This window comes from Actibacterium pelagium, from assembly GCF_002285415.1.
Classification (GTDB): domain Bacteria; phylum Pseudomonadota; class Alphaproteobacteria; order Rhodobacterales; family Rhodobacteraceae; genus Actibacterium_B; species Actibacterium_B pelagium.
The window spans coordinates 351,836-375,525 of sequence record NZ_NSBU01000004.1 but is presented as its reverse complement, the minus strand read 5'-3'; the positions used below and the strand labels follow the sequence as shown (position 1 = coordinate 375,525).

The window sequence follows — 23,690 nt, the reverse complement described above, 5'->3', positions numbered from 1 at the left end:
ATGTCACACAGTGCGTGACATATTCTCTTCATGCTGGGCGATGGCCTGTTCAAGATCGTTGAAAAAATTCAGCTTTCCACCTTCCAGCACAGCGCCGCAGTCGCAAAGTTCGCGCAGTTGACCCATCGCATGGCTGACGACGACCGCACCTGATTGCGTCAGTCGATCCCTGAAAACACGGCTGCTTTTGGCGCGGAATGCTGCATCGCCAACAGCGGTGATTTCATCGACAAGGTAGGTGTCGAATCGAATGCCCATGGACACACCGAAGGCCAGCCGCGATTTCATCCCATGCGAATAACTGCGAAATGGCAGGTGAAAGTGGTCCCCAAGCTGCGCAAATTCGGCGACATAATCCACCAGTGCATCGGAATCGACGCCGTAGATACGCGCCACGAACCGTGTGTTCTGTACGCCGGTCAGATCACCGTGGAACGAACCGCCGAACCCAACCGGCCAAGACATCGTGCCGCCTGTGACCACGCGGCCAGAGGTTGGGTCCAGCGTCCCCGCGATCATCCGCAAAAGCGAGGATTTACCTGCCCCGTTCCGCCCCAGTAGTGCGACGGACCGGCCCGTTGGGAAGGTCGCGTTGATCCGGTCCGCAATTACCTTGCGCCGTCCCCTCAGTACGAACCGCTTGGTCAGGTTTTCCAGACGGATCATCGCCGATCCCGCAGGGCGTAGCCGATCAGCACAAGCGTTGCCCAACTAAGAAACAGAAACAGCGTGCCGGTGATCATCAGCATCCACCGCTGTGGGTATTCGGCACGTTCGGCCATCGTGGGCAGGATATGGGCCGCCAGATACCGGCTTTGGCGCCGGGCCTCTGCCTGTGCTGCGTCATATGCGGCAAGCGCTGCGGTATAGGACTGTTCGGCGAACTCGCGATCCACGACGAGGGTCTCGTATTCCCCAACCAGTGTCGCGAAGGCCTGCCCGTTTTCCCCTTCGCCCAAGCCAAGCTTGGCGCGTTCGTCGGTGATGCGGTCCTCGATCACGTCAATCCGACGGCGGACCTGCGCTATTCGAGGATCGTTTTCGCGCGTCGTTCCATACAGCAGGTCCAATTCGATCAGCGATTCCGCCAGTTGAGATTGCAGCGTCGCCAACAGGCCTGTCTGGGTTTGCAAATCGGCCTCTGGGTTGACCAACTGGTTCTGGTTGCGAAAACGGGTCAACTTGGCCCGCGCGGCTTTCAGGCGAGTGACCGCCAGATCCAGCTCTGCCCGGGCATGGCGAATGGCGTCTTCACGCGCCGCCTCGGACAGTTTGTTGATCATCGCGGTGCTGTCGGCCAGAACGGCCTGTGCAATGGCGGTTGCGTCTTCTGGCGTGAAGGCAAGCACCTGAAGCTCTATCAGACCTGTGGTCGTGTCATAGGCGATGCGCAGTTTGCGTTTCCAATGCGACTGAAGATCTTCGATCGTTCCTGAGGGATCAAAAGCAAAGACCGGATCGCCCTTTGTTTGCGACCAGATTTTCCGCAGGTTCAGTCGCTGATCGACCTGCGCTACCAAAGCCTGACTTTGTATGAATTCATAAAGGATATCGGCGTCCGAGGCCGACGTGCCCGAAAGGTCGGTTATCCCCCCCAAGACCTCTATCGCGGAACTAAGCTTTTCCTGCCGGACAGAGAATGCCACGGTCGAGGCATATTGATCCGCCGCGCGCGTCCACAAGTACCAGGCGGATGCCGCCACTGGCGCGGCGACCAGTAAAAGGAAGCTGAGCACCACCAGAACGTGACGGTTTCGAAAGGTGGCAGGGGCAACCGGTGGTGCAATTTCTGCGGTCATGGGGGCTCGCGTTATGAGTTCATTCACCCTGTTGCTACAGGCTGGCCCTTAACAGCAGGTATCTGCGCTTTGGATTTTGCCGCCATGTCCAGCATTGCCCCACCACAAAGGCCCGCAGCCCACCCCGGACGCTGGTCCAGTTTTCGGGCGGTCATGGCCTTGTCCCTGCGCGAGATGTCGACAACCTATGGCGCGTCACCCGGCGGATATCTTTGGGCCGTGCTTGAACCCGCAGCCGGGATAACTTTGCTGACAATGGTGTTCTCTTTGGGGTTTCAGGCGCCATCGCTTGGGACAAACTTCCCGATTTTCTATGCAACCGGCATGATCCCCTTCCTGATGTTTACCGAGGCATCCGGCAAGACGGCATTGTCATTGCTGTTTTCACGGCCTCTTTTGGCCTATCCCCGCGTGACATTTCTGGACGCCATCCTCGCACGATTTTTTGTGGCTACGATGACCCAGCTTCTGGTGGCCTATTTGTTGCTGACGGGCATCTGGCTGGTTTTTGATACGCGGACGCTGCCCCAGCTTCCTGTTATCGCGCTGGCGTTTTTGCTGGTGGCGTGTCTGTCACTTGGGGTGGGTGTGATGAACGCATTTCTGTTTACCGCAGTTCCCCTGTGGCAGCGGGCCTGGTCCATCGCGACGCGGCCGCTATTCATCATCTCGGGCGTTTTCTTCACCTTTGAATCCGTCCCGCAACCGTATCGAGACTTGCTTTGGTTCAACCCGATCAGCCACTTGATTGGCCTGCTGCGACGCGGATTCTATCCGGGTTATGACGCAAACTTTGTTTCGATCCCCTATGTCTGCGGAACCAGCCTAGGGCTTTTGGTTTTGGGGCTGGTGTTCCTAAGGCGACATCACCGAACCATGCTGGATGGCTGACCTCAGGCCACTTTCGAAAGCTCCATCCGGTCCATGAAGGCCTCATCCAAGGTGGCGAAGGATTTGATCCTGCGGCGCGCACGGTCGGTTTCGAAGTGATCCAGCAGCATTGTCCAGCGGGATTTCGACTGCGGAAGGCGACCCGCGTTGTGGTAATTGCCCACCAGTTTGGTGTCGATGTCGAACAACGAAGACAGGTCATGCTCTAACGGGGACAGATCGGACAGGTGGTACACCTTGTCCAGCCGCGAACATCCGGCCTCTGCCTGCCTCAAAAGCTGGGTGGCGGACAAGTTCATTGTCGGCCCGTATCCACGCAATTTTCCAGAGGCAAAATACCGACAATAGACATTGTCATAGTGGTCGCGAATGAACAGTTGCCACATCTTCGACCCGCCAAAGAAATAGTCATCCGCAGAATGCGTCAGCACCATACGTTTCCCGGTGTGTTGCGGTTTGGCAAGCTCTGATCCGGGCAGTTTCTCTGCTTCCTTCAGCAGGTAGAAATAGAAAGAGGCGATCCGCTCTCTGGGGTCGCGCAAAATGGTGAACATAAAGGCCTTTTCGTCGAACCGCGCGGGTTCGGGCCAGTCCAGGTGTCCGGAATAGAAAGAAAAGCCTTCGGGGTACTGAAGCCCCTCGACTGATTGGGTGTGGACCCGAACCGGTGACACCGCACCTGCAGGCAATTGTTGTGCGATCTCATTGTGGACCGTTTGGCCCGCGGTTTTCGGGATGTGAAGAAAGACAATCGGGGTCATGACGCACCTTCCTGCAGGTCGACGATGGTTGGGGCAAAGGGCGGCGTTTCGGTCATCTCGAAGACACCCGCAACGAAGTGTTCAAGGTGGCCGGGATCCAGATGTGCAAGTTGCCAGGGGGCATACTTCCACCATTTGCAGCGCAAAAGTGGTGAGATCAGCAAAGAGGGCACACGCATCTTCTTGATCGTCGCAGGGTTGCCCGCAACGACGGCGTAGGGCGGGACATCCTTGGCGACCACGGCGCCTGCGGCCACTATGGCGCCGTCGCCGATGGTGACGCCCGCCATGATCTGCGCGCCATGGCCGACCCAGACATCATTCCCGATGCGGGTGATCTTTACGGCAGTCGGTCGGCTTTCGCTTTCGAATTGATAGCGGGCGAAATCCTCTGCCCCCTCAAACCCATTATCGAGATCGAAAAGCCCAGAGTTCAGGTAAAAGGCCGGGCTGGTCGAGGCCCAGTCCAACGGGTGGTTCTGCCGCCCGATCTGAACCTCTTCCCCGAAAGAGCAATACCGCCCAATCCGGGCAGCAAAGCAATAGCCCGAGACCTGATAGGAAAACGCGCCAAGCTCCAGCGAGTGTTGATAGCTGGTCCATTTCAGGCTGGCTGGCGCCTCTATCCTAGACTGAACCGGCAAGGTGACAGAGTTGCTGACACCGCGCCGCAGGACCTCTACCCCTTGGTTGCGCAGTGATTTGATGGAAAGGGTTCGTGTGCTCATGCGGCTTCGGTCCTTGAACCATCAGAAATCGCTGCAAGAATTTGCGACGCCGGATCCTTGTCGCCATCCAGCTCAATGACGCCGCCGCCGTTTTCGGCAGCGCGCACGGCATCTGCTTGCGCGCCAAGGTCGAAGGTCCAGACCGGCAAGCCCGTGGCCAGCGCCTCGTGCGTCGTGAAGGAAAAGGTTTCTGGCCAGATCGACGGGATCAGCCAATCCGTGATGCCATAGTCGCGGGTCAGGTTGGGGATGTCCTTGCGATCATAGCTGCCGTGGATCTGCGCGGAGGGATGCAACGGAAACGACGGGTCCAGATTGCCAATGATGACCAGCCCCGCCGTTTCTTCGCGGGCAAGGTCGACGCTAAGCTGCGAAAGAACCTCTGCGCCCTTTTGGAAGCCGATGTTGCCGAGGACACCAATCACGCGAGGGCCGTCTTTCGGGGGCACCTTCCCGACCGGTGAAATCAGCTTATGCGGACGCAAGCTGACCTTTTCGGCGCAGTCCGGATAGGCTCGACTGATGATCTGGGCACTGCTTTCGGAGAACACTTCAATCTCGGTGCAGGCAGACAGGAACGGATGCCATGCCGCCTGCCATTCGGCCAAAGAGGTCGGTCCCCAGCTGTGGGCGCGGTTCGGGTATTCGGTATTCGGGACGCCAGAGAAGGATCCATCGCTGTTCAGCAGCGTGTAAGAGGGGCTGACCATGAAATAGTCATGGACCAGCGTCACTGCGGTGCCGCCCGCCGCGAGTTGCTTTAGTTGTCCGGGAATTTGCAACGGGTGCGACCCCCCGACCGCGCAGGAATAAACAACCTTCCTGTCAGTCACGGGTTGCAGCACCTGACGAACGTCTTCGAAATCTGAGAACTGGGCCTGCGTCACGCCCCACGGACCATGCAGATCGACGCGCCATGGGTGCTCGCCGCCAACGCGCAGTACAATCGCCGCGTGGTCCCGTTTCAGATCGGCATCGATGCGGCGTAGCAGATCATCTTCGGCCCCGCCGCCCATGACATGGCCAAGATAGATGGGCATCGGTCCCTTCTGTCGGGCAGCAGACAGCGCAACCCCCAGAACCATCCTTGCAGGGGCAATCGGGTCGATCTTGATGAACTCCTGCACCTCTGCATCATAGGTTGGGTATCGCTTGCTGATGTGGGCGTTGTTCTTCGCGATCAGTTTTTGTTTGGCCTCGGACCCGAAAGACGCACCGCCGCGATGTTCGACAAACAGGGTCGGAGTGACCAGATGCGCTCCGCCAAGCGCGCGCGCTTTCTGGCACCAGTCGACCTCTTCCCCGTAGCCGCGGCCAAAGACCGTATCCAGCCGGGGCAGGCGTTTCAGGTAAGAGCGGTTCATCGACATGCAGAACCCAACACCGGTAGGGGCGCCTGACAGCGTGGCCTGTGGATGCAGCCGCTGCGCGGCCTTGTCGATCACATCCGCCTCTCCGGGGGTCAGGTCGATGCGATTGCAGATGGCCGGGGCGGTGAAGATCTCGGCGTCGTTGGACATGGGGGTAACTGTCGCCACTTGGCCGTCGTCCAGCATCGGACGCAAAAGGCGGCTGGCCCAACCTTCGGGCACCAAAGCGTCAGAGTTCAGAAGCACCACGTGGTTGCGATGCTTCATGGCCAGTTTCAGTGCTTTGTTCACCGACCGGATAAACCCAAGGTTTTCGGGGTTCTCGACCAAGGTGATTTTAGATGACAGAAACCTTGGCAGCCCTTTCAACCAACTGCGCAGATAGGGCCGGACCGCCTGATCACTGGAGCAATCTTCAACGATGATCATCTTCCAGTTCAGATCGGTGTGGTCGATGACACGCTGTAAAACCTCGGGCAGAAGGTCAAAGGCGTTGTAAACGGGCAGAACAATCGTGATCTCTGCCGCGGGCGGCGCGGTTGGCTGGGCCTCTGCAAACAGGGTCGGGCAAACGGTAGAGGTTGCGGGCCGCGCCTCTAGCCCCAGTTTGCGTTTGAGTGTCGCCCTGTGGCGCGGCGCGCGGGTCAAGAGCCACAGCGCGCCAACAGGTGAAGCGCTGGCGAGGCGTCGCAGGAACGCAGGCCGCAAAGACTTGCGATGAGACATGATGTCTGCCTCAGAAAGCTCCAGCAAAGGTGCGGAATAGGTGGCGTCACCGCGTCGCGCGGTCAGCCAGATTTCCCCCGGCATCATCGGAAGAGAGGCCCCATAGCCAAGTGTCATCGAGGGGTCGCAATCCAACGCGGCGTTGACGTCAGAGCGGTGAATGGAGGGGGCGACACAGTCGCTGTGCTCTCCCATCGAAAGGGTGATGTCATCGACCTGAGCCCATCCCGTGACCGTGACGCGAGAGCCCTGCAGTCGAACCGCCTCGGCATAGCCCAGAACCTGTCCACCCGGTGCCAGAATGGGCTGCCCGGGCAGGGTCACATCAAGATGTTGTTGGACATATCGGTCGAACAGCCGCGAAATATCGGGCATCGGTGTCTCGCTTCCTAAGGTTTCTGCCAGGGGCCAATTGTCCTCACCCTAGTTTGGGTTTGGTGAATCAAAGGTTGATCGAGACGCGGAATTTTCGGGTTTAGAAGATGATGATGTCATCTTCCAGCGCGGCGATATCCGTCACGTTTAACAGGGTAAGCGTATTACCTGACCCAAAGTCGAACACGGCCCCGTTTGGGCCAAGCGACGCATAGTCCAGCACCTCTGCCGCGGTTTTGGGTGCCTGTCCCCAAAGCAAATCGTCGATGTACAGAAAGTCGTCATGCGCCTCGGTAAAATCTTCGACTATGTCTGCACCCGCTGAATAGACGAACCAGTCTGAATTTTGCCCGCCGCGCAAAGTGTCATTGCCTGCCCCGCCTTCCAGCCGGTCGCTATGCGCGCCACCGTTCAAATAGTCGTTCCCCTGCCGGCCATACAAAAGGTCGTTGCCTTCCCTTCCGAACAATCTGTTGTCTTGGGCATCCCCGCGCAGGCTGTCACCGTAGAAACCGCCCGCCAGATCCTCGATACTGTCATAGGTGTCGCCTGCAGCCTCGCCCGTGTTCAGCTCTGGCATTTCCAGATCGACCAGCACGGATGATTGCGCCTCGGAGTATTGGGCGCGATCGCGGTTTTCGCCGCCGACAAGGTGGTCCGCGTCCACGCCACCAAGCAAAACGTCGTCGCCCTTGCCGCCGACCAGAGTGTCAGACCCGCGGCGGCCAAAGATGTAGTCGACATTCGGCCCGCCAAATAGCTGATCATCCCCGAACGTGCCGCGCATGTTGTCGGGGCCGTTGCCGCCGATGACATATTCAATGCTGATGTAGGTATCCCCGGCGGCGTCATTGGTGTTGAATTGCGGGAAAAGAAGGTCAATCAGCTGACTGCCATAGCTGGTAGAGTAATCGGCGGTATCAAACCCGTCTCCACCATCCAGAGTGTCGCCGTTTGGCCCACCCAGCAAGACATCGTTGCCCGATCCACCCACCAACCAGTCCTGCCCCGAAGTACCCTTTAGTCGTTTCCCGGTCTCGGTGCTGCTGCTGATCGAATGGGTCAGGCCGAACAGGTCTTCGGTGGTGAATTCCGCTGGGTCGATGGGCTGGCCGTCATGGGCGATCAGGGTGATGAATTCGCCATCAAAGGCAATGGTCGCCCCGTTGGCGGTGGGCAGGATTGTCAAGTCCTCGGCCCGGTAGACGAAACCAAGGCGCGACAGGTCAAGTCGGTCTTCGCCGATGTCGAAATCGGTGACCGTGTCTGCGCCCCCGTCGGCGGAAAACACAAAAGTATCCGCCCCTGACCCGCCGGTCAGAGTGTCGCTTCCCTCGCCCCCGATCAGGATGTCGTCCCCCATCCCGCCCGAGATCACATCGTCGCCCGCATCCCCCCAGATCAGATCGTTGCCGGTTCCGCCGGTCAGGGTGTCGCCGCCCGTCCCTCCGGTTTGGATCGGCTCCAGCGTGCCGGGCGTGAAGGTGAACTCTGTAATCCCGGCCTCGCTTTCGGAACTGGCATAGATCCGCAGGTTGGCCCCATCCTGAACCGCCTCTACCGCGCTGACATTCGCAAGGCTGGTCGCGGTCGTGTCCGCGAAACTATCAACGGCAAGCAAGGTTCCGTCGGGCAGCAACTGCATCAGTGACAGCCCGTCATCCGAGCCACCGGCTACGACGAAAACTCTGTCATCGAATGTCGTGACGCCAAGGTCCTGCAAGTCGCTGAACCGTGTCCTGAGATTGTCGATGACATGGTCCGTCAGGGTCATCGAGCCATCGGTGCCCAAGGCAATCACACTGATCGACGAACTGCCCGACCCGGCAACAAGCACATAGTCCTGACCCTGCATCTGCACGATCTCCAGCGCCGAGGCCCCCGACATGCCCAACCCGTCACTAACCCCGACGGTGGCTGTCTGCGTCAGCGTGCCATCGTTGGCGACGCGATAGCTGGACAGGCGGGTATCGGTCTCGGACAGGACCAAAAGATGCGGAACGTCGCCCAAGGTGACTGTACCCAAATCCGCCAGAGTGACCCCTTGCGTGTCATCCCCCATCCACAGGTTTCGAACATAAGAAACCGTCGTGCTGTTCTGTACCTGGTAAGTGCTCAGACTGCCCAGGCCCAGATGGCTGGCATAAAGATAGGTGCCGCCCGTTGTCTGAACCTCGACCAGATCAACGATCTGATCGCCATCCAAGCCAGACAGAAAACGAGCACCCCCGATTGTGCCAGCGGTATCGAAATCAAAGCCACTGATGCCGATTTCTTGTCGCCCGGTCGTTGCCAATACCGCGACCCCGTCGACCGTGATCGTGGTCAGCTGCATCGGGGCCGTCAGGGCCGAACCGCTGATCACCACCTCTTGATCAACATCGGACAGGGTGGCCCCGATCCCGAAGCTGGCAAGATGCGTGCCATCTGCGGTGATTGAAAACAGATAGGCCGCCCCGTCGCGCCAGATGACCTCTAGGTCCGCAACCGTTGTAACAAAGCTGCTGTTCGACCCGGTGAACACTTGTTGAAACTGAAGCACGCTAAACCCCCAACTAGGTAAATCTGACGCTCATCATGAAGGCGGGGGCTTAAGATTCGCCTACGACGAAAAAAGCCCCGCCAATTCAGGCGGGGCAAAGGTAGGTGCCCATTGGTATGGTCACAGGCACCGGCGGTACATTCTTGAAACTTAGTTAGGGCGTTCTTCCATCTCGGCACGGATTTGTTGGCGCAAGATGTCGATCGGAACGGTTTTTCCGTCTTTCTTGAGATGCCAGTAGGTCCAGCCGTTGCAGCTTGGCGCGCCTTCCAGCGCCGCGCCGACCTGATGGATCGAGCCCTTCACGTCATGCGACACCAGTGTGCCGTCGGCACGGATCTTGGCGATCTTGCCACGTGGCGAGGTCAGGGTTTCACCCGGGCGTAACATGCCACGCTCGACCAACTGGCCAAAGGGTACGCGTGGCTGGGCGCGTTTCGAGGTGCTGACGGACAGCGCCTCTTTATCGAATTTGCGAACCTTGGCGATGCGCTTCTCGGCGACCTTGCGATAGGCCTCTTCGCGCTCGATGCCGATGAACTCGCGACCCAGCATCTTGGCAACAGCGCCGGTGGTGCCGGTGCCGAAGAACGGGTCCAGAATGACGTCACCGGGGTTGGTGGTCGCGACAAGAACGCGGTGCAGCAGGCTTTCCGGCTTTTGCGTCGGATGTGCTTTCTCGCCGTTGTCGTCTTTCAGGCGCTCATGGCCGGTACAGATCGGCAGAACCCAGTCGCTGCGCATCTGCACGCCTTCGTTCAGCGCCTTCAGCGCTTCATAGTTGAAGGTGTATTTGCTGGCTTCCTCTTTCGAGGCCCAGATCAGGGTCTCATGCGCGTTGGTGAAACGCTTGCCGCGGAAGTTCGGCATCGGGTTCGACTTGCGCCAGACCACGTCGTTCAGGATCCAATAACCCTGGTTCTGCAGCTCTGCCCCCATGCGGAAGACGTTGTGATAGCTGCCAATCACCCAGATCGCGCCGTTGGGCTTCAGGATCCGGCGGGCCGCGGCTAGCCAGTCGCGTGTAAAGTTGTCATAGACACGGAAGCTGTCGAACTGGTCCCAATCATTGTCGACCGCATCGACCTTAGAGTTATCGGGCCGATGAAGATCGCCCTTCAACTGAAGGTTATACGGAGGATCCGCGAAGATCAGGTCGATGGAATTCGCAGGAAGCGCGTTCATGCGCTCGATGCAGTCGCCATCCAATATCTGGTTGAGCGGAAGCGTCGCCGCCCCGGCTTTTTTGGTCTTTGTAGTCATTTTCTGCCTCATCCCGCGCCTTTTTTGGCGTCGTGGTTGTTAACCCCAAGATGAGTCAAAGGTGATTCTTCGTCAATTTCTTTTTTGAATCAGTCACTTACAGAATGTTCTTGATACAAGATATTGTGTATCGGTTTGAACGAACGCCTATGGTGTGGGGTTACACCAAATTCACGCAGCCCGTTCTGATGCATTTTTGTCCCATATCCGGCGTTGCTCTCCCATCCATAGCCGGGGTGTTCGGCGGCAAGTTCGGCCATGATCCGGTCTCGGGTCACCTTGGCAACGATCGAGGCGGCGGCGATGGACAGCGAACGCGCGTCGCCTTTCACCACAGTTTCCGCAGAGCACGGCAGATCGGCCGGCAGCCGGTTGCCATCAATCAGCGCGTGGTCGGGGGATTGGGTAAGCCCGGCGATGGCGCGGCGCATGGCCAGATAGGTGGCCTGCAGGATGTTCAGCTCGTCGATTTCCTGAACCGAGGCATGGGCGATACTGACTTCGGCCTTGTCCATGATCGCATCAAACAGGGCCTCGCGCCGTTTCGCGGTCAGCTTCTTTGAATCATTCATCCCATCGGGCAGATCATTCGGGTTCAGCCAGACGGCGGCTGCGGTCACGGGACCAGCCCAGGGGCCGCGCCCCACTTCATCAACGCCGACAACACGGCATTTCCCGTTTTGGGCGGCGGCGGCTTCAAAGGACAGGTCGGGCGTTTCTTTAGTCATGCCTTGGTGATGACCCGCTGGCGCGGGGCCCGCAAGCAAAAAGGGCGGAAGGTTTTCACCTTCCGCCCGTCTGAGGCGCGGTCCAGTTGGGGATAGGGAACGGACCCGCGACTGCTCTCGCGCCTTAGCGACGCGCCTCAAACCGGTTGTTGTCAAAACGGTAGCCTTGTTTGCGCAGGCAACGCACGCCATAGGCATTCGGGCGTCCGTCACGACCTTCGGACACGGCACAGGCCTGCGGCAGGCGACGGTCATAGTCGGCACGTTTCAGGCAGCGCTTTTCGACATAGCGAAAGTTCGTGCGGCCAGTGTCGATGGTCTTAATGCAGCGCGACGGCAGCGCATGGCGGTTCGACCGGTTCGGACGGTCCCATTGCGGACGGTCGTTGTGGCGATGGCTGCTGTGACGCTCTTCGTCCCGATGATGCCAGTGGGTAGAGCCGCCATGGGTGTGGCGATAGACATCGCGGTTGGAATGCGAGCTGCTGGATTTGCGTTCTTTGTTCTTGTTGCTTTGCGACAGGGCGATGATAGCGGCCCCACCCAGAAGGAAGGCGGCCAGCGCGCCATTGTTATTGCGGCGCTCGTCAGATTGCGCTGCGGCCGGGACCACGGCGATCATCGTCGACAGGACAGCGGCGGTCAGGATCTTGATCATTTCTTTGCTCCGTATTTTGGATGCGGCGCAGGACCGCGTTTCGAACATGGGTCAAAGATGGGTCGAGGGGGGAAAGACAGGCAATAACGGCACAATGTCATCGGATAACACGGCGAATTTGAAGGTTGTTATTGAATAGCAGGGCCAAGTTTCCCAATGTTGGGGTCATGAAAAAGGTCCTTCCATACCTTGTCCTTGGCTTGTCCCTTGGTATCGCTTCGCCCGCCGCGGCAGAGTGCTATGCCGACTATAAAGCCAAGAAAGACAACCCGCTGCGCTTGCACTATGGTGTTGTGAAGCTGCCCGATAACGCGTGTTCAAGCCGCCGAGATGCTGCCGATGCAGTGTCCAGCCGGATTGGCGGCGACGGGTGGATATTGCTGAACGTGCTTTCGGTCTTTGATCAAAGCGGTTTGCCGGAAAGGAAGGAAAGTGCCGGACAATACTATCTCCGCTACTGACCTGCGTCGTGCAGGCACGCGGATTGTGCCCATCGGGATCGCTGCAATTGTTCTGATCCTGCTGGTCGCAGCCGTTCTTCTGTTCCTGAACCTTCCTGATGCCAACGCGTTCAACGCGCGCGTCGAGCGTATTTTTGTTGAAAACGACAACCTGACCTCGGCCGCCGAGGTCACTTTATTGGAAATCCTGGCCCAATCAGGCACGGCGTTTTCGGATGTTCTGGCGTCTTATCGGCTGGTGATCTTCGTGTTGCTGGTCTTTGCGACTGCGTTGTTGGTCGCGGCTCTGGTTTTTCTGACCACCATCATCGCGCTTAACCGCCGGATGGGAGAGATAGAGCGCTCTGGCATTCAAGTGTCGTCGCTTGTGATCAGCCGCGACGAGAACATGGTTCTTCTGAACAATATGGAGTTCAAGCTCACCCCCGCTGCGATCGAGACTCTGTCGGTTCTGGCCGAGGCCCGGATGGACGGAGACATGCTGTCAGGCTCACAGATCGAAGCCGTGATTTCAGGCAGATCCGAAGCCGACTGCGACGAAGCCGCCGGGGCAACCCGTATCAAACGCCTGCGCGACAGTTTGGGCAATCAGATGGTCAGCGAGCTTCTGGTCCGCAACGTGGCCCGAAAGGGCTATATGCTGGCGATCGACAGCGACGTGATCAAGATGGTCTGAATTGATCAGCGGCTAGTGTGGTTAGATCACTAGAGTGTCAATAAGCGTACCGTTGATAAATACGTCAATCATTGTGTAACTGGAGAACAGTTTCTCTACGTATGTCGCTCGTGCGGTAACCCGCTCGCCACGATAAGATCCTTCGAAGGTTTGGGAAGAACCTCCAAAAGGTTTGGATCGCTGGTTCACTGCTACAACTCCGTTAATTTCAACTATGAACTGGGAGTCGATTAGTCCAGGGTTGGCTTTGGCGATGATCTGGAGCCTTTCGCCCCCATAATTTGCGTACTCTGGGGCGGATTCTTGTGTGCAGGCGGCGACTAAAGCAAACGAAGCAACAAATAAAAACTGACGCATAATTCCTCACAATATTCTTCTATGAATTGTCTAGGCGAAAATGATTTCAATTAAAAGCAGATTGGCGACCCCGGCAGGATTCGAACCTGCAACCTGCCCCTTAGGAGGGGGCTGCTCTATCCAGTTGAGCCACGGGGCCGCGTGTCTTTCTTTTCGCGGGTCGAGGCGCGGTTTTCAACCGGTAAAGCAAAAGCAACCTTTCGCCGCTTACACTTGTATATGTCGAAGAATTAGCGCTAACTGAAAGCCTCAGAACTCGATTTAGGTGTACCCGTGTCCGAACCTTCCCCCTCTCGTGCTGCTCGTCCATTGACCCTTCGAGATGTGTCCGAAGCATCGGGCGTCAGTGAGATGACCGTCAGCCGGGTTCTTCGGAACCGGGGCGACGTGAGTGAGGCAACCCGGCAGAAGGTTCTGGAGGCCGCCAAAAGGCTTGGTTACGTGCCAAACAAGATTGCGGGCGCCTTGGCCTCGCAGCGGGTGAACCTTGTTGGTGTGATCATCCCGTCGATGTCCAACATGGTTTTTCCGGAGGTCATGACCGGCATCTCCAGTGTTTTGGAAGATTCTCCGCTACAGCCGGTGGTGGGCATTACCCATTATCGCCCGGAACGCGAAGAGGCTGTGCTGTACGAAATGCTGTCCTGGCGTCCGTCAGGTGTGATCATCGCGGGCATCGAACACAGCGACGCTGCCGCCGCCATGTTGCGCAACGCCGGCATTCCGATTGTCGAGATCATGGATGTCGACGGCGAACCCATCGACGCAGTGGTTGGTATTTCGCACCGGCGGGCTGGTCTGATCATGGCAGAGCGCATCGCAAAGGCCGGGTATAAGAAAATCGGTTTCCTTGGCACCAAGATGCCGTTGGACCACCGCGCACGGAAACGGTTTGAAGGGTTCACCGAAGGGCTGGCCAAGCGGGGCCTTGAGATTGTCGATCAAGAGTTCTACTCGGGCGGCTCTGGTCTGGCCAAGGGGCGCGAAATGACAGCCGAGATGCTGGAGCGCACCCCGGAACTTGATTTCCTGTATTACTCCAACGACATGATCGCCGCTGGTGGCCTGATGCACTGCCTGACCGCCGGGATCGACGTGCCCGGGCAGCTTGGGATCGCGGGCTTCAACCAGATTGAGCTTCTAGAAGGTCTGCCGAAGCGTATCGCGACCATGGATGCCTGCCGCCGTGAAATTGGTGAGGCTGCCGCGAAAATCATTCTGGAATGTTCTGAGGCTGACCAAACCAGTTCCGGCAAACGGATCGAGTTGGAGCCCAAGTTGGAAACCGGCGATACCCTGCTGCGCCGCTGAGGCGCGTGGGCCGCAGTAGACAGGCTTTTGCAGAGATGCTAACCCGCCGTTCAATTGCCCATTCGGGCGGCCAATGCAGGGGTCAAAGATGACATCCGTTTCGATCGTTATCCCGATGAAGAACGAAGCGGAGAATGTCGAGGACCTGATCCGCGGCATCGCCGAAGCCTGTTCCAGTGTCGACAGTTTTGAAATCCTTCCGGTAGACGATGGGTCGACCGACGATACGGCTGACCGCATCCGGGCGCTTCAGGCCGATTTGCCCATGGTGCGCCTGATCCAACATCCCAATTCAGCCGGTCAAAGCGCGGGAGTTCACAGCGGCGTTCTGGCCGCAAAGGGCCGCGTGATTTGCACACTGGATGGTGATGGCCAGAACCCACCCTCAGAGCTGCCGAAACTGTTTGAACCGCTTCTAGCGGATGAAACCGGCCGTCTGGGCCTTGTCGCCGGGCAACGCGTGAACCGGCAGGACACGGCCTCGAAACGTTATGCGTCGAAATTCGCCAATGCGCTGCGGTCGCGCATCCTGAAAGACGGCACCCGTGATACTGGGTGCGGGCTGAAGGGTTTCCGCCGTGACGCTTTCCTGCGGCTTCCCTATTTTGACCATATGCACCGGTATCTGCCCGCGCTTTTCAAGCGTGACGGATGGGAAATCGCCTTGGTCGATGTCGCCCACAAGGAACGTCAGGCTGGCAGTTCGAAATACAACAACCTGAACCGCGCTCTGGTCGGAATCTATGACCTGATCGGGGTCGCCTGGCTGATCCGTCGCCGCAAGAAGGCGCAGCCGACCGAGGCGGAGTGACATGGCCGAAACCGTCTTCAAGTTTCTCAATGTCCAGAGCTGGGTAGAGTTCTGGTGGGTGGCTTTTGGCCTTTTCGGCCAGCTGCTGTTCACGGGCCGATTTCTGGTCCAATGGATCGCGTCGGAAAAGGCGAAACGGTCGGTCGTGCCTCTGGCCTTCTGGTATTTCTCTGTCGGCGGTGGGGTGATCCTGTTCACCTATGCAGTCTATCGACAGGACCCCGTCTTCATTCTGGGCCAGTCCATGGGTCTGTTCATCTACCTGCGCAATCTTTGGCTGATCTATGCAGAACGCCGCAACACGCCCGTCTAGCCCCCCTAACTGGCTGATGCTGACCCTTGCCGTCGTGCTGGGTCTGACCGTCTATCGCCTTGGGTTCCTGTGGTTCAGCCGCATGGATCTGTTCGTGGACGAGGCGCAGTACTGGCTTTGGGGGCAAGAGCTTGCTTTCGGGTACTACTCCAAACCACCATTGATCGGCTGGACCATCCGCGCTGTGACGGAATTGGCGGGCAGCGACGCGCCCTTCTGGGTCCGCTTCCCGGTCCCTATCCTGCATGGTGTCACGGCGCTGATACTTGGGCGGGTGGCCAAGGGATTGTGGGATGCCCGCGCGGGTTTCTTGGTCGCCGTCGGCTATCTGACCTTGCCTGTTGTGGCGGTTGGCTCTGTGCAGATGTCGACCGACACCGTGTTGTTCCCATTCATGGCGCTGGCGCTGGCAGGCTATCTGCGGCTGCTGCAGACAGGCGGCAAGGCTTATGCGGTTCTGGCCGGGTTTGCGCTTGGGATCGGGTTCCTCGCGAAATATGCGGCCTTCTACTTTCTGATCTGTGCAGGGCTGGCGGCGCTGTTCATCCCGCAGGCCCGCCTCGGTTGGCGGTCGGCGGGATTGGTCCTGCTGGCCTTCTTCGTTGCGATCTCGCCCAATGTTGTCTGGAACCTGCTGAATGGCCTGACCACTGTCGAGCACACGATGGACAACGCCGACTGGGTCCGCGATCCGGGTGCGCGTGCGGGCCTGAACTATGACAACCTGCTGACCTTCTTCGCCTCACAATTTGCCGTGTTTGGTCCCGTCCTGATGGCAGCCCTACTTTGGCAGCCTCTTCGAGATCGACGCTGGCCCTTTGGCTTCTTTCAGCTTTTCACGCTGCCGATCATTGCGCTGGTCTGCGTGCAGGCACTGCTGTCGAACGCCTATGCCAACTGGGCGGCCTCGGCGTATCTGGCGGGGACACTGGCGGTACTGCCATGGCTGTCGCGCCGTTGGTTGATCGGATCGTTCGTGATCAACGCGGGCTTCTGCCTGATCATCCCGATTACGACGCTTTTTGCCGACGATGTGAAGTTTCTGGAACGCTACACCGGATTGGACGAGATGAGCGACGCCCTGATCGACACGGCGCGGGCCGAGGGTCTGAACACGATCGTCGCATCCGAGCGCAATATCCTGTCGGATCTGTATTACACCGGGCGCGACAGCGGGCTGACCTTCTATTCAACCCCGCCAGAGGGTCGGGCGATGAACCATTATGCGCAAAGCTATCCGCTGCCCGGGGATCTGAACAAAGAGGTTCTGTTGGTCAGTCGCTCTAACGAGCAGCCGGATTGCGATGGCCCGGTCGCCGCGGTCGCCACACTGGCCCCGGATACGGGCGCCTTCCGTAAGAGATCAGTCTACCTTTACCGTCTGCCTGCCAGCTGCGCCGTGGTGGCTCGCTAAGGCCCCTCGGGCCGCTTCACGCCCAAAATCCGCTCGAATCCAACTTTTAGAGGCCGAATTCAATGTTTTCTTTTTGAGAATCATTCTTAACTGATTGACTTGTTGAGAATGACTCTCATATGCGTTGAGAAGAGATTACAAAAGGTGCCGAATGACCCTACGCGGTTTCACCATTGCGATTGCCTGTTGTTTCGCTGCTGTCCCCGTCCTTGCGGCGGACAAATTCAAAGCTGTCACTACGTTCACCGTGATCGCGGATATGGCGCAGAATGTCGCTGGTGACGCGGCAGAGGTTGTCTCGATCACCAAACCGGGGGCCGAGATCCACGGCTATCAACCGACCCCCCGCGACATCATCCGCGCGCAAGACGCCGATCTGATCCTTTGGAACGGAATGAACCTAGAGCTTTGGTTCGAGCAGTTCTTCTCCAATCTCAAGGATGTGCCACAGGCGATCCTGACCGATGGGATCACGCCGATCAGCATTGCCGAGGGTTCTTATACCGGCAAGCCGAACCCACACGCCTGGATGTCGCTGAACAACGCAATGGTCTACATCGACAACATTCGAGATGCCTTTGCCCAGCATGACCCGGAAAATGCCGAAACCTATGCTGCCAACGCCGAGGCCTATAAGGCCGAACTCAGGTCGACTATCGACCCGCTGCGTGAAATGATTCAGCAGGTGCCAGAGGCCGAACGCTGGCTGGTCAGCTGTGAAGGGGCGTTCAGCTATCTGGCCAAGGACTTTGGCCTGCAAGAACTGTACCTTTGGCCGATGAACGCCGATCAGACCGGAACGCCGCAGCAGGTGCGCAAGGTCATTGATGGCGTGAAGGACAACAATATTCCTGCCGTCTTCTGCGAAAGCACTGTTAGCGACCGCCCGGCCAAACAGGTCGCGCGGGAAACCGGTGCGCGTTACGGCGGTGTCCTCTATGTCGACAGCCTGACCGAGGCCGATGGCCCCGTGCCCACCTATCTGGACCTGTTGCGCGTCACGACAGAAACCCTAGCGAAAGGCCTGACTGGTGCCGAAGGATAACTCCACCATTGGCCTCTCGGCCCAAGGGGTAACGGTCACCTATCGCAATGGGCTGACCGCGCTGAAGGACGCCAGCTTCAGCCTTCCAACAGGGACGATCACGGCGCTGGTGGGCGTGAACGGGGCGGGGAAATCCACGCTGTTCAAGGCAATCATGGGGTTTGTGCCGGTCGCCGCCGGGGATATCTCGGTCATGGGGCAGACCGTCAAACAGGCCCTTCGCAAGAACACCGTTGCCTATGTTCCGCAGGCCGAAGAGGTCGATTGGTCCTTCCCGGTCTTGGTCGAGGACGTGGTGATGATGGGCCGCTATGGCCACATGGGTTTCCTGCGCCGCCCGGGCGCGGCGGATCGCAAGGCGGTGGATGAAGCCCTGTCGCGTGTTGGCATGTCCGATTATCGTCACCGCCAAATCGGAGAGCTGTCGGGCGGCCAACGCAAACGCGTCTTCCTGGCCCGTGCATTGGCGCAAGAGGGACAGGTAATCCTGCTGGACGAACCCTTCACCGGCGTCGACGTGAAAACCGAAGAGGCGATCATCGCCCTTTTGCGCGATCTTCGGGAAGAAGGCCGCGTGATGCTGGTGTCGACCCATAACCTTGGATCGGTGCCGGAATTCTGCGACCGGACCGTGCTGGTCAAACGCACCATTCTGGCCGAAGGCCCGACCGAGACCACCTTTACCCCCGAAAACCTGCAACTGGCGTTTGGCGGGGTGCTGCGCCACTTCGTTCTTGAAGGCCACGAGATCCACGATGACGAAGACACGCGCGCCGTCACTATCCTGACCGATGATGAGCGCCCCGTCGTGGTTTACGATGACAAAACCCGCACATTGGGGGATGGATGATCCTGCTAGAGCCCTTCACCTATGGCTATATGACCAACGCCATGTGGGTCTCGGCACTGGTGGGGGCGGTTTGTGCGTTTCTCTCTGCTTATCTGATGCTGAAGGGCTGGTCGCTGATCGGTGATGCGCTGTCGCATTCCATCGTGCCGGGGGTGGCTGGGGCCTATATGCTTGGCCTGCCCTTTGCCCTTGGTGCTTTCCTCTCTGGAGGGCTGGCCGCCGCGGCCATGTTGTTCCTGAACCAGCGGACCGGGCTGAAAGAGGACGCAATCATCGGCCTGATTTTCACCAGCTTCTTTGGGTTAGGGCTGTTCATGGTGTCGATCTCGCCCACTTCGGTGGATATTCAGACGATCACACTTGGTAATATTCTGGCGGTAACCCCCGGCGATACGCTGCAACTGGCGATCATTGGGTTCGTGACGCTCGCTATTCTGCTGGCGAAATGGAAAGACCTGATGGTCGTCTTCTTCGACGAAAGCCACGCGCGGTCCATTGGCCTGCGGCCTGAGCGCCTGAAGGTCCTGTTCTTCGCCCTGCTTTCGGCCTGCTGTGTTGCGGCCCTGCAAACGGTCGGCGCTTTTCTGGTCATCGCAATGGTGGTGACCCCCGGCGCGACCGCCTATCTGCTGTGCGACCGCTTCCCGCGCCTGTTGATGGTCAGCGTCGCCATCGGGGCCGGATGCAGCTTTTTCGGGGCCTACATCAGCTATTTTCTGGATGGGGCCACCGGAGGCGTCATTGTCGTCCTGATGACCTTGGTCTTCCTGACCGCCTTTGTCTTTGCCCCGAAACATGGGCTTCTTGCTGCCCGCCGACGGGCGGCCAAAGCGTTGAGGGCATGATGGACACCCTGCTGATGCCCTTCCAGTTTGGCTTTATGGTCAACGCCTTCTGGGTTTCGGTGATCATCGCAGTGCCGACGGCGATCTTGTCGTGCTTTCTTGTGCTAAAAGGCTGGTCCCTGATGGGTGACGCAATCAGCCACGCGATCCTGCCAGGCGTTGTTCTGGCGTATCTCTTGAACATCCCCCTGCTGATCGGAGCTTTCTTTGCCGGTATGACCTGCGCGCTGGCGACCGGGTACCTGTCTGGCAACAGCCGCGTGAAGCAGGATACGGTGATGGGCGTTGTCTTCTCGGGCATGTTTGGTCTTGGGATCGTGATGTACACTAAGACACAACCGGACGTTCATCTGGATCATATCCTATTCGGCAACATGCTGGGCGTTGGGGCCGCGGACCTGTGGACTGCCGGGCTGATCGCCGTTCCTGTGACTCTGATCCTTATCGTGAAATGGAAGGACCTGTTGTTGCACGCCTTTGATCCGGCGCAGGCGCAGACGTCTGGCCTGCCCGTGAGGGTCTTGCACTATGGCCTGCTGGCGATCCTGTCGCTGACCATCGTAGCCACACTGAAAGCGGTGGGGATCATCCTTGCCATCGGCCTGCTGATCGCGCCCGGCGCCATCGCGTTCCTGCTGACGCGGCAGTTTTCGACCATGCTGATCGTCGCTGTGGGTATCACCGTCTTGTCCTGCCTTGGTGGTGTCTATGCCAGTTTCTGGTTGGACAGCGCCCCCGCGCCGACCATCATTTTGATCCTGACAACCGTGTTTATCGGGGCTTTCATCTGGCGCAGTCTGCGCACACGCCGCAGCGTTCGCACAGTCTAATCTGCACTGACGCACAATCGCTTGGTAACCAAAGTCACAGAAACCTGTGTGACCTCTCCTTAGGTTCATTCTCAGAATTTTGAACGGATGAACGAAGAAAAGGAGACCTGCCATGTCTGGTTCGACCCAATCCGTCGCAGAGCAACGTTATTCCCCGCTGTATTTTCTGGCCTCGCTTGGGGCAGGTGGCCTTGTGGTCACATTTTTCATGTACCTGATGTTTTGGGTGCCGCATCCGGGCCAACCCGTCCCGGTGTTCGAGGACATCCTGAAATATGCCACCTCGCAGGACATTATTGGGCAGGCCATGGTGGCCGTCGCGATGCTTGGCATCGCTTTCTTTGCGGTGCTCCACTACAAATCGCTGATCTGGAACTTGCGCCAGCTAAGCGCGTTCAAGAAGTCCGGAGCCTATGACAACATCCACGGCACCAATGCGGAATCGCAGATGAAAGCCTTGCCGCTGGCTCTGGCCATGGCTGTGAACGTGGGCTTTATCCTTGGCCTTGTGTTCGTTCCGGGTCTGTGGAGCGTTGTCGAATACCTGTTCCCCTTGGCCATCATCGCATTCGTTGCCATCGGGGTCTTCGCCTTCCGCCTTCTGGGCCAGTTCTTTGGCAGAGTTCTTGGCGACGGTGGGTTTGACCTGAAAGCCAACAACTCTTTCGCGCAGCTTCTGCCGGCCTTTGCGCTGGCGATGGTGGGTGTCGGTCTGGCCGCCCCGTCCGCGATGTCGGGAACGTCTTGGATTGTTGGCACATCGGTTGTGCTGTCGACCATCTTTATCACTGCCGCCGTCATCATCACCATTGTCGCAATGGTTCTGGCGGTGATCTCGATGGTTCAGCACGGCACCAATCCCGAAGCCGCCCCGACCCTGATGATTGTGATCCCGATCGTCACTGTCATCGGCATCGCCATGATGCGCATGAACCACGGGTTGCACACCACTTTTGACGTCCATGGCGGCGCGGGTGAGACCTTTACCCTGCTGACCAAGTTCCTGTCGGTTCAGGTTCTGTTTGCGCTGCTTGGCGTGGCCATCCTGCGTCGTCAGAAATATGTGCAGACCTTCCTGTCCGAGGACGGCAAGCGCTCTGCCGGGTCCTATGCGCTGGTTTGCCCGGGTGTGGCCCTGTCCGTCATGCTGCACTTCTGGGTCAACAAAGGTCTGGTTGCGACCGGTCTGATCGCCAAGTTCGGAGTGGCCTATTGGGTCGCAACCGCCCCGGCGCTGATCCTTCAGTTTGCGATGATCCTGCTGGTTTTGAAATTGAACCACATGCATTTCGGCCGGTCGTCGACACCCGCAGCCACAGTCCCGGCCGAATAGGCCAGCAACCTTAAAGCCTGAACCGGGCCGCCTTGGTAAAAGCGATCAGCGCTTGGCCGAGGTGGCCCTTTTCTTTTGGTAAACACCTCTCGCGCGGCCCAACAGACAGGAGGCCGCACGTTCCGAACAGGTTTCCTTGGTGAAAGCGACCAGTTGTGCAGTATTTGGGTCATGCGGGAAAAGACTCCCAAGCAGAGCCAAAGGACGGACCATGCCAGAGTTCATACATGATCAGACCCATCAGGATTGGCTTCGATCGCAAGCGCGGGCCCAGTTTGAATTCTTTGCCGCCAGCATCAACCCAGATGGTGGGTTTTATGTCCTGGATGCAAAGGGCGCGCCCTTGGCGTTCACGACGCAAGAGCTGCACACGACAACTCGATTGGTCCACAGCTACTCCTTGGGCAAACAGGCCGGGTTTGCGGGCAGTGATGCGATCATTGATCAAGGTGTACGCTACCTTTGGGACGGCCATCGGGACGCTGATCATGGCGGATACGCCTGGGGTGTAGGGCCTGACGGGATTCAAGATGGGCGCAAGCTGGCCTATGGGCATGTCTTCGTGCTTTTGGCGGCGGCTGCGGCAACCCATGTGGGCCACCCCGATGCGGCCAAATTGTTGGACGATATCGACGGTATTCTTGATCAACACTTTTGGGATGAAGATGCCGAGCTGTTCGTGGATGAATATTCTCAAGACTGGTCGCAGCTTCTGCCCTATCGCGGCATGAACGCGAACATGCACGGGGTCGAGGCGCTGTTGACCGCCTATGAGGTTACCGGCAATGACAAATACCTGACTCGGGCGGGCCGTATCTTGGCATTCTTTTTTGATCACATGGCACCCACATATGGTTGGCGCCTGCCAGAGCATTACTCGGCCAACTGGACGGTAGACGTCGAATATGCAGGCGACCCCATGTTCAAACCCGCGGGTACCACGCCGGGTCATTCGTTTGAGCTGGGCAGGCTCCTTTTACAATATTGGGACCTGAGCGGGCGAACCGACGCCACCGCGATCCGCAAGGCGCGGTGCGTGATCTATCGGGCGCTGGAAGATGCGTGGAACAAGACCGACGGTGGTTTTGCCTACACCCTGCGGTTCGACGGGACCGTTGATGTCAGTAACCGCTACTGGTGGCCATTGACCGAGGCGATCGGGGCTTTGGCCGCGCTGATGAAGGTCGACCCCCAGCCCGTGGATCAGAAATGGTACAACGATTGTTGGACCTTCGCGCAGAAACATTTCATCGACGAGACCGGCGGCTGGATTCCGGAAATTGATGCCGACGGAAAGCCCGATGCGACCCAGTTTGCAGGCAAGCCTGACATCTATCACGCGATTCAGGGCACGCTGTTGCCTTTGGTTCCGGGCGTGTCACGCCTGTATGAAGAGGTCGAAGGCGCGATCACCTAGAAAAGCGCGCCCTGATGGCTGGCTAGCGCAACAAGATCAACCTATTTCGAAAGCAGGGTTGCGGCAGCGAAAAGGGTAGGGATGGCTCGGTTCATTGCGTCCTGCTTGAGTCGCTCAGGCCTATATTGCGGCCCCAAGAAGGCGTGATTTGAGGCGGATCAAGCTTTGGTTCTGGCCGCTTCATTC

Annotated in this window: 24 protein-coding genes and 1 tRNA gene; 13 read left to right on the top strand and 12 right to left on the bottom strand. The window is 58.4% G+C overall.

The window, feature by feature from the left end; translation table 11 throughout:
- Nucleotides 1-3: 3 nt before the first annotated feature.
- Genes CLM58_RS02050 through CLM58_RS17395 form a run of 3 tightly spaced genes read right to left on the bottom strand, consistent with a single transcriptional unit; the run spans nt 4 to nt 1,954 of the window.
- Nucleotides 4-666, bottom strand: coding sequence for an ABC transporter ATP-binding protein (locus tag CLM58_RS02050; RefSeq protein WP_095594239.1), 663 nt, complete (start codon nt 664-666; stop codon nt 4-6).
- Nucleotides 663-1,799 carry a capsule biosynthesis protein gene (locus tag CLM58_RS02045; protein ID WP_095594238.1) on the bottom strand — a complete coding sequence of 379 codons (1,137 nt, stop codon included), beginning with the start codon at nt 1,797-1,799 and terminating at the stop codon, nt 663-665. The genes CLM58_RS02050 and CLM58_RS02045 overlap by 4 nt, the downstream gene beginning before the upstream one ends.
- A 23-nt stretch (nt 1,800-1,822) precedes the next feature.
- Nucleotides 1,823-1,954, bottom strand: coding sequence for a hypothetical protein (locus tag CLM58_RS17395; RefSeq protein ID WP_268236429.1), 132 nt, complete (start codon nt 1,952-1,954; stop codon nt 1,823-1,825).
- Here CLM58_RS17395 and CLM58_RS02040 point away from each other — a divergent pair.
- On the top strand, nt 1,953-2,690 hold the full coding sequence (locus CLM58_RS02040) for an ABC transporter permease (protein ID WP_095594237.1): 738 nt from the start codon (nt 1,953-1,955) through the stop codon (nt 2,688-2,690). The genes CLM58_RS17395 and CLM58_RS02040 overlap by 2 nt on opposite strands.
- Before the next feature lie 2 nt (nt 2,691-2,692).
- Here CLM58_RS02040 and CLM58_RS02035 read toward each other — a convergent pair whose 3' ends face one another.
- The 7 genes from CLM58_RS02035 to CLM58_RS02005 form a co-directional block, all read right to left on the bottom strand.
- Nucleotides 2,693-3,451: a sulfotransferase family 2 domain-containing protein gene (locus CLM58_RS02035; RefSeq protein WP_095594236.1), complete on the bottom strand. Its 759-nt coding sequence runs from the start codon at nt 3,449-3,451 to the stop codon at nt 2,693-2,695.
- The gene (locus CLM58_RS02030) at nt 3,448-4,179 is read right to left on the bottom strand and encodes a CatB-related O-acetyltransferase (RefSeq protein ID WP_095594235.1); all 732 of its coding nucleotides are present in this window, start codon (nt 4,177-4,179) and stop codon (nt 3,448-3,450) included. The genes CLM58_RS02035 and CLM58_RS02030 overlap by 4 nt, the downstream gene beginning before the upstream one ends.
- Complete coding sequence (locus CLM58_RS02025) at nt 4,176-6,650, bottom strand: glycosyltransferase (RefSeq protein WP_095594234.1); 2,475 nt, start codon at nt 6,648-6,650, stop codon at nt 4,176-4,178. Before CLM58_RS02025 ends, CLM58_RS02030 begins: the two co-directional genes overlap by 4 nt.
- A gap of 100 nt (nt 6,651-6,750) precedes the next feature.
- Nucleotides 6,751-9,192 (bottom strand): calcium-binding protein, encoded by a 2,442-nt coding sequence (locus CLM58_RS02020; RefSeq protein ID WP_095594233.1) that lies wholly within the window; start codon nt 9,190-9,192, stop codon nt 6,751-6,753.
- Between the two features lie 150 nt (nt 9,193-9,342).
- The gene (locus CLM58_RS02015) at nt 9,343-10,455 is read right to left on the bottom strand and encodes a site-specific DNA-methyltransferase (RefSeq protein WP_095594793.1); all 1,113 of its coding nucleotides are present in this window, start codon (nt 10,453-10,455) and stop codon (nt 9,343-9,345) included.
- An 89-nt stretch (nt 10,456-10,544) separates the two neighbouring features.
- Entirely contained in the window at nt 10,545-11,183 is a 639-nt protein-coding gene (locus tag CLM58_RS02010) for a ribonuclease HII (RefSeq protein ID WP_095594232.1), read from the bottom strand.
- A gap of 124 nt (nt 11,184-11,307) precedes the next feature.
- On the bottom strand, nt 11,308-11,841 hold the full coding sequence (locus CLM58_RS02005) for a hypothetical protein (protein WP_143226497.1): 534 nt from the start codon (nt 11,839-11,841) through the stop codon (nt 11,308-11,310).
- 167 nt (nt 11,842-12,008) lie between these two features.
- Here CLM58_RS02005 and CLM58_RS02000 point away from each other — a divergent pair, with 167 nt between their 5' ends.
- Complete coding sequence (locus tag CLM58_RS02000) at nt 12,009-12,302, top strand: hypothetical protein (RefSeq protein WP_095594230.1); 294 nt, start codon at nt 12,009-12,011, stop codon at nt 12,300-12,302.
- A complete protein-coding gene (locus CLM58_RS01995) occupies nt 12,274-12,978 on the top strand; it encodes a winged helix-turn-helix domain-containing protein (protein WP_095594229.1) in 705 nt (234 codons plus the stop codon). Before CLM58_RS02000 ends, CLM58_RS01995 begins: the two co-directional genes overlap by 29 nt.
- 21 nt (nt 12,979-12,999) lie before the next feature.
- Here the strand turns inward: CLM58_RS01995 and CLM58_RS01990 are convergent, their stop codons facing one another.
- Both CLM58_RS01990 and CLM58_RS01985 read right to left on the bottom strand, forming a co-directional pair.
- On the bottom strand, nt 13,000-13,335 hold the full coding sequence (locus CLM58_RS01990) for a hypothetical protein (protein ID WP_095594228.1): 336 nt from the start codon (nt 13,333-13,335) through the stop codon (nt 13,000-13,002).
- Nucleotides 13,336-13,397: 62 nt separating this feature from the next.
- Nucleotides 13,398-13,474 (bottom strand) — tRNA-Arg (locus tag CLM58_RS01985).
- 134 nt (nt 13,475-13,608) lie between these two features.
- Between CLM58_RS01985 and CLM58_RS01980 the strand changes: the two genes are divergently transcribed.
- The 10 genes from CLM58_RS01980 (at nt 13,609) to CLM58_RS01935 (ending at nt 23,504) form a co-directional block, all read left to right on the top strand.
- On the top strand, nt 13,609-14,646 hold the full coding sequence (locus CLM58_RS01980) for a LacI family DNA-binding transcriptional regulator (RefSeq protein WP_095594227.1): 1,038 nt from the start codon (nt 13,609-13,611) through the stop codon (nt 14,644-14,646).
- An 88-nt stretch (nt 14,647-14,734) separates the two neighbouring features.
- On the top strand, nt 14,735-15,457 hold the full coding sequence (locus CLM58_RS01975) for a glycosyltransferase family 2 protein (protein WP_095594792.1): 723 nt from the start codon (nt 14,735-14,737) through the stop codon (nt 15,455-15,457).
- Between the two features lies 1 nt (nt 15,458).
- Nucleotides 15,459-15,770 carry a lipid-A-disaccharide synthase N-terminal domain-containing protein gene (locus CLM58_RS01970; protein ID WP_095594226.1) on the top strand — a complete coding sequence of 104 codons (312 nt, stop codon included), beginning with the start codon at nt 15,459-15,461 and terminating at the stop codon, nt 15,768-15,770.
- A gap of 16 nt (nt 15,771-15,786) precedes the next feature.
- Nucleotides 15,787-17,184: an ArnT family glycosyltransferase gene (locus CLM58_RS01965; RefSeq protein ID WP_158221833.1), complete on the top strand. Its 1,398-nt coding sequence runs from the start codon at nt 15,787-15,789 to the stop codon at nt 17,182-17,184.
- A gap of 151 nt (nt 17,185-17,335) precedes the next feature.
- Nucleotides 17,336-18,229 (top strand): metal ABC transporter substrate-binding protein, encoded by an 894-nt coding sequence (locus CLM58_RS01960; RefSeq protein WP_095594224.1) that lies wholly within the window; start codon nt 17,336-17,338, stop codon nt 18,227-18,229.
- Nucleotides 18,216-19,079, top strand: a complete 864-nt coding sequence (locus CLM58_RS01955; protein WP_269843629.1) for a manganese/iron ABC transporter ATP-binding protein — start codon at nt 18,216-18,218, stop codon at nt 19,077-19,079. Before CLM58_RS01960 ends, CLM58_RS01955 begins: the two co-directional genes overlap by 14 nt.
- Nucleotides 19,076-19,924, top strand: coding sequence for a metal ABC transporter permease (locus CLM58_RS01950; RefSeq protein ID WP_095594222.1), 849 nt, complete (start codon nt 19,076-19,078; stop codon nt 19,922-19,924). The genes CLM58_RS01955 and CLM58_RS01950 overlap by 4 nt, the downstream gene beginning before the upstream one ends.
- The gene (locus CLM58_RS01945) at nt 19,921-20,754 is read left to right on the top strand and encodes a metal ABC transporter permease (RefSeq protein WP_095594221.1); all 834 of its coding nucleotides are present in this window, start codon (nt 19,921-19,923) and stop codon (nt 20,752-20,754) included. The genes CLM58_RS01950 and CLM58_RS01945 overlap by 4 nt, the downstream gene beginning before the upstream one ends.
- A 112-nt stretch (nt 20,755-20,866) precedes the next feature.
- A complete protein-coding gene (locus CLM58_RS01940) occupies nt 20,867-22,087 on the top strand; it encodes a TsoY family (seleno)protein (RefSeq protein WP_095594220.1) in 1,221 nt (406 codons plus the stop codon).
- 211 nt (nt 22,088-22,298) lie between these two features.
- On the top strand, nt 22,299-23,504 hold the full coding sequence (locus CLM58_RS01935) for an AGE family epimerase/isomerase (protein ID WP_095594219.1): 1,206 nt from the start codon (nt 22,299-22,301) through the stop codon (nt 23,502-23,504).
- Nucleotides 23,505-23,690: the final 186 nt, after the last annotated feature.

Excerpts from the sequence above, each read along its gene's own strand:
- CLM58_RS02000 (WP_095594230.1), top strand. The coding sequence starts at position 12,009 with ATGAAAAAGGTCCTTCCATACCTTGTCCTTGGCTTGTCCCTTGGTATC.
- CLM58_RS01975 (WP_095594792.1), top strand. The coding sequence starts at position 14,735 with ATGACATCCGTTTCGATCGTTATCCCGATGAAGAACGAAGCGGAGAAT.
- CLM58_RS01960 (WP_095594224.1), top strand. The coding sequence starts at position 17,336 with ATGACCCTACGCGGTTTCACCATTGCGATTGCCTGTTGTTTCGCTGCT.
- CLM58_RS01990 (WP_095594228.1), bottom strand. The coding sequence starts at position 13,335 with ATGCGTCAGTTTTTATTTGTTGCTTCGTTTGCTTTAGTCGCCGCCTGC.
- CLM58_RS01965 (WP_158221833.1), top strand. The coding sequence starts at position 15,787 with ATGCTGACCCTTGCCGTCGTGCTGGGTCTGACCGTCTATCGCCTTGGG.
- CLM58_RS02015 (WP_095594793.1), bottom strand. The coding sequence starts at position 10,455 with ATGACTACAAAGACCAAAAAAGCCGGGGCGGCGACGCTTCCGCTCAAC.
- CLM58_RS02035 (WP_095594236.1), bottom strand. The coding sequence starts at position 3,451 with ATGACCCCGATTGTCTTTCTTCACATCCCGAAAACCGCGGGCCAAACG.
- CLM58_RS02040 (WP_095594237.1), top strand. The coding sequence starts at position 1,953 with ATGGCCTTGTCCCTGCGCGAGATGTCGACAACCTATGGCGCGTCACCC.
- CLM58_RS02030 (WP_095594235.1), bottom strand. The coding sequence starts at position 4,179 with ATGAGCACACGAACCCTTTCCATCAAATCACTGCGCAACCAAGGGGTA.
- CLM58_RS02045 (WP_095594238.1), bottom strand. The coding sequence starts at position 1,799 with ATGACCGCAGAAATTGCACCACCGGTTGCCCCTGCCACCTTTCGAAAC.
- CLM58_RS01945 (WP_095594221.1), top strand. The coding sequence starts at position 19,921 with ATGATGGACACCCTGCTGATGCCCTTCCAGTTTGGCTTTATGGTCAAC.
- CLM58_RS02005 (WP_143226497.1), bottom strand. The coding sequence starts at position 11,841 with ATGATCAAGATCCTGACCGCCGCTGTCCTGTCGACGATGATCGCCGTG.
- CLM58_RS02050 (WP_095594239.1), bottom strand. The coding sequence starts at position 666 with ATGATCCGTCTGGAAAACCTGACCAAGCGGTTCGTACTGAGGGGACGG.
- CLM58_RS02025 (WP_095594234.1), bottom strand. The coding sequence starts at position 6,650 with ATGCCCGATATTTCGCGGCTGTTCGACCGATATGTCCAACAACATCTT.
- CLM58_RS01950 (WP_095594222.1), top strand. The coding sequence starts at position 19,076 with ATGATCCTGCTAGAGCCCTTCACCTATGGCTATATGACCAACGCCATG.
- CLM58_RS01940 (WP_095594220.1), top strand. The coding sequence starts at position 20,867 with ATGTCTGGTTCGACCCAATCCGTCGCAGAGCAACGTTATTCCCCGCTG.
- CLM58_RS01935 (WP_095594219.1), top strand. The coding sequence starts at position 22,299 with ATGCCAGAGTTCATACATGATCAGACCCATCAGGATTGGCTTCGATCG.
- CLM58_RS01970 (WP_095594226.1), top strand. The coding sequence starts at position 15,459 with ATGGCCGAAACCGTCTTCAAGTTTCTCAATGTCCAGAGCTGGGTAGAG.
- CLM58_RS02010 (WP_095594232.1), bottom strand. The coding sequence starts at position 11,183 with ATGACTAAAGAAACGCCCGACCTGTCCTTTGAAGCCGCCGCCGCCCAA.
- CLM58_RS17395 (WP_268236429.1), bottom strand. The coding sequence starts at position 1,954 with ATGACCGCCCGAAAACTGGACCAGCGTCCGGGGTGGGCTGCGGGCCTT.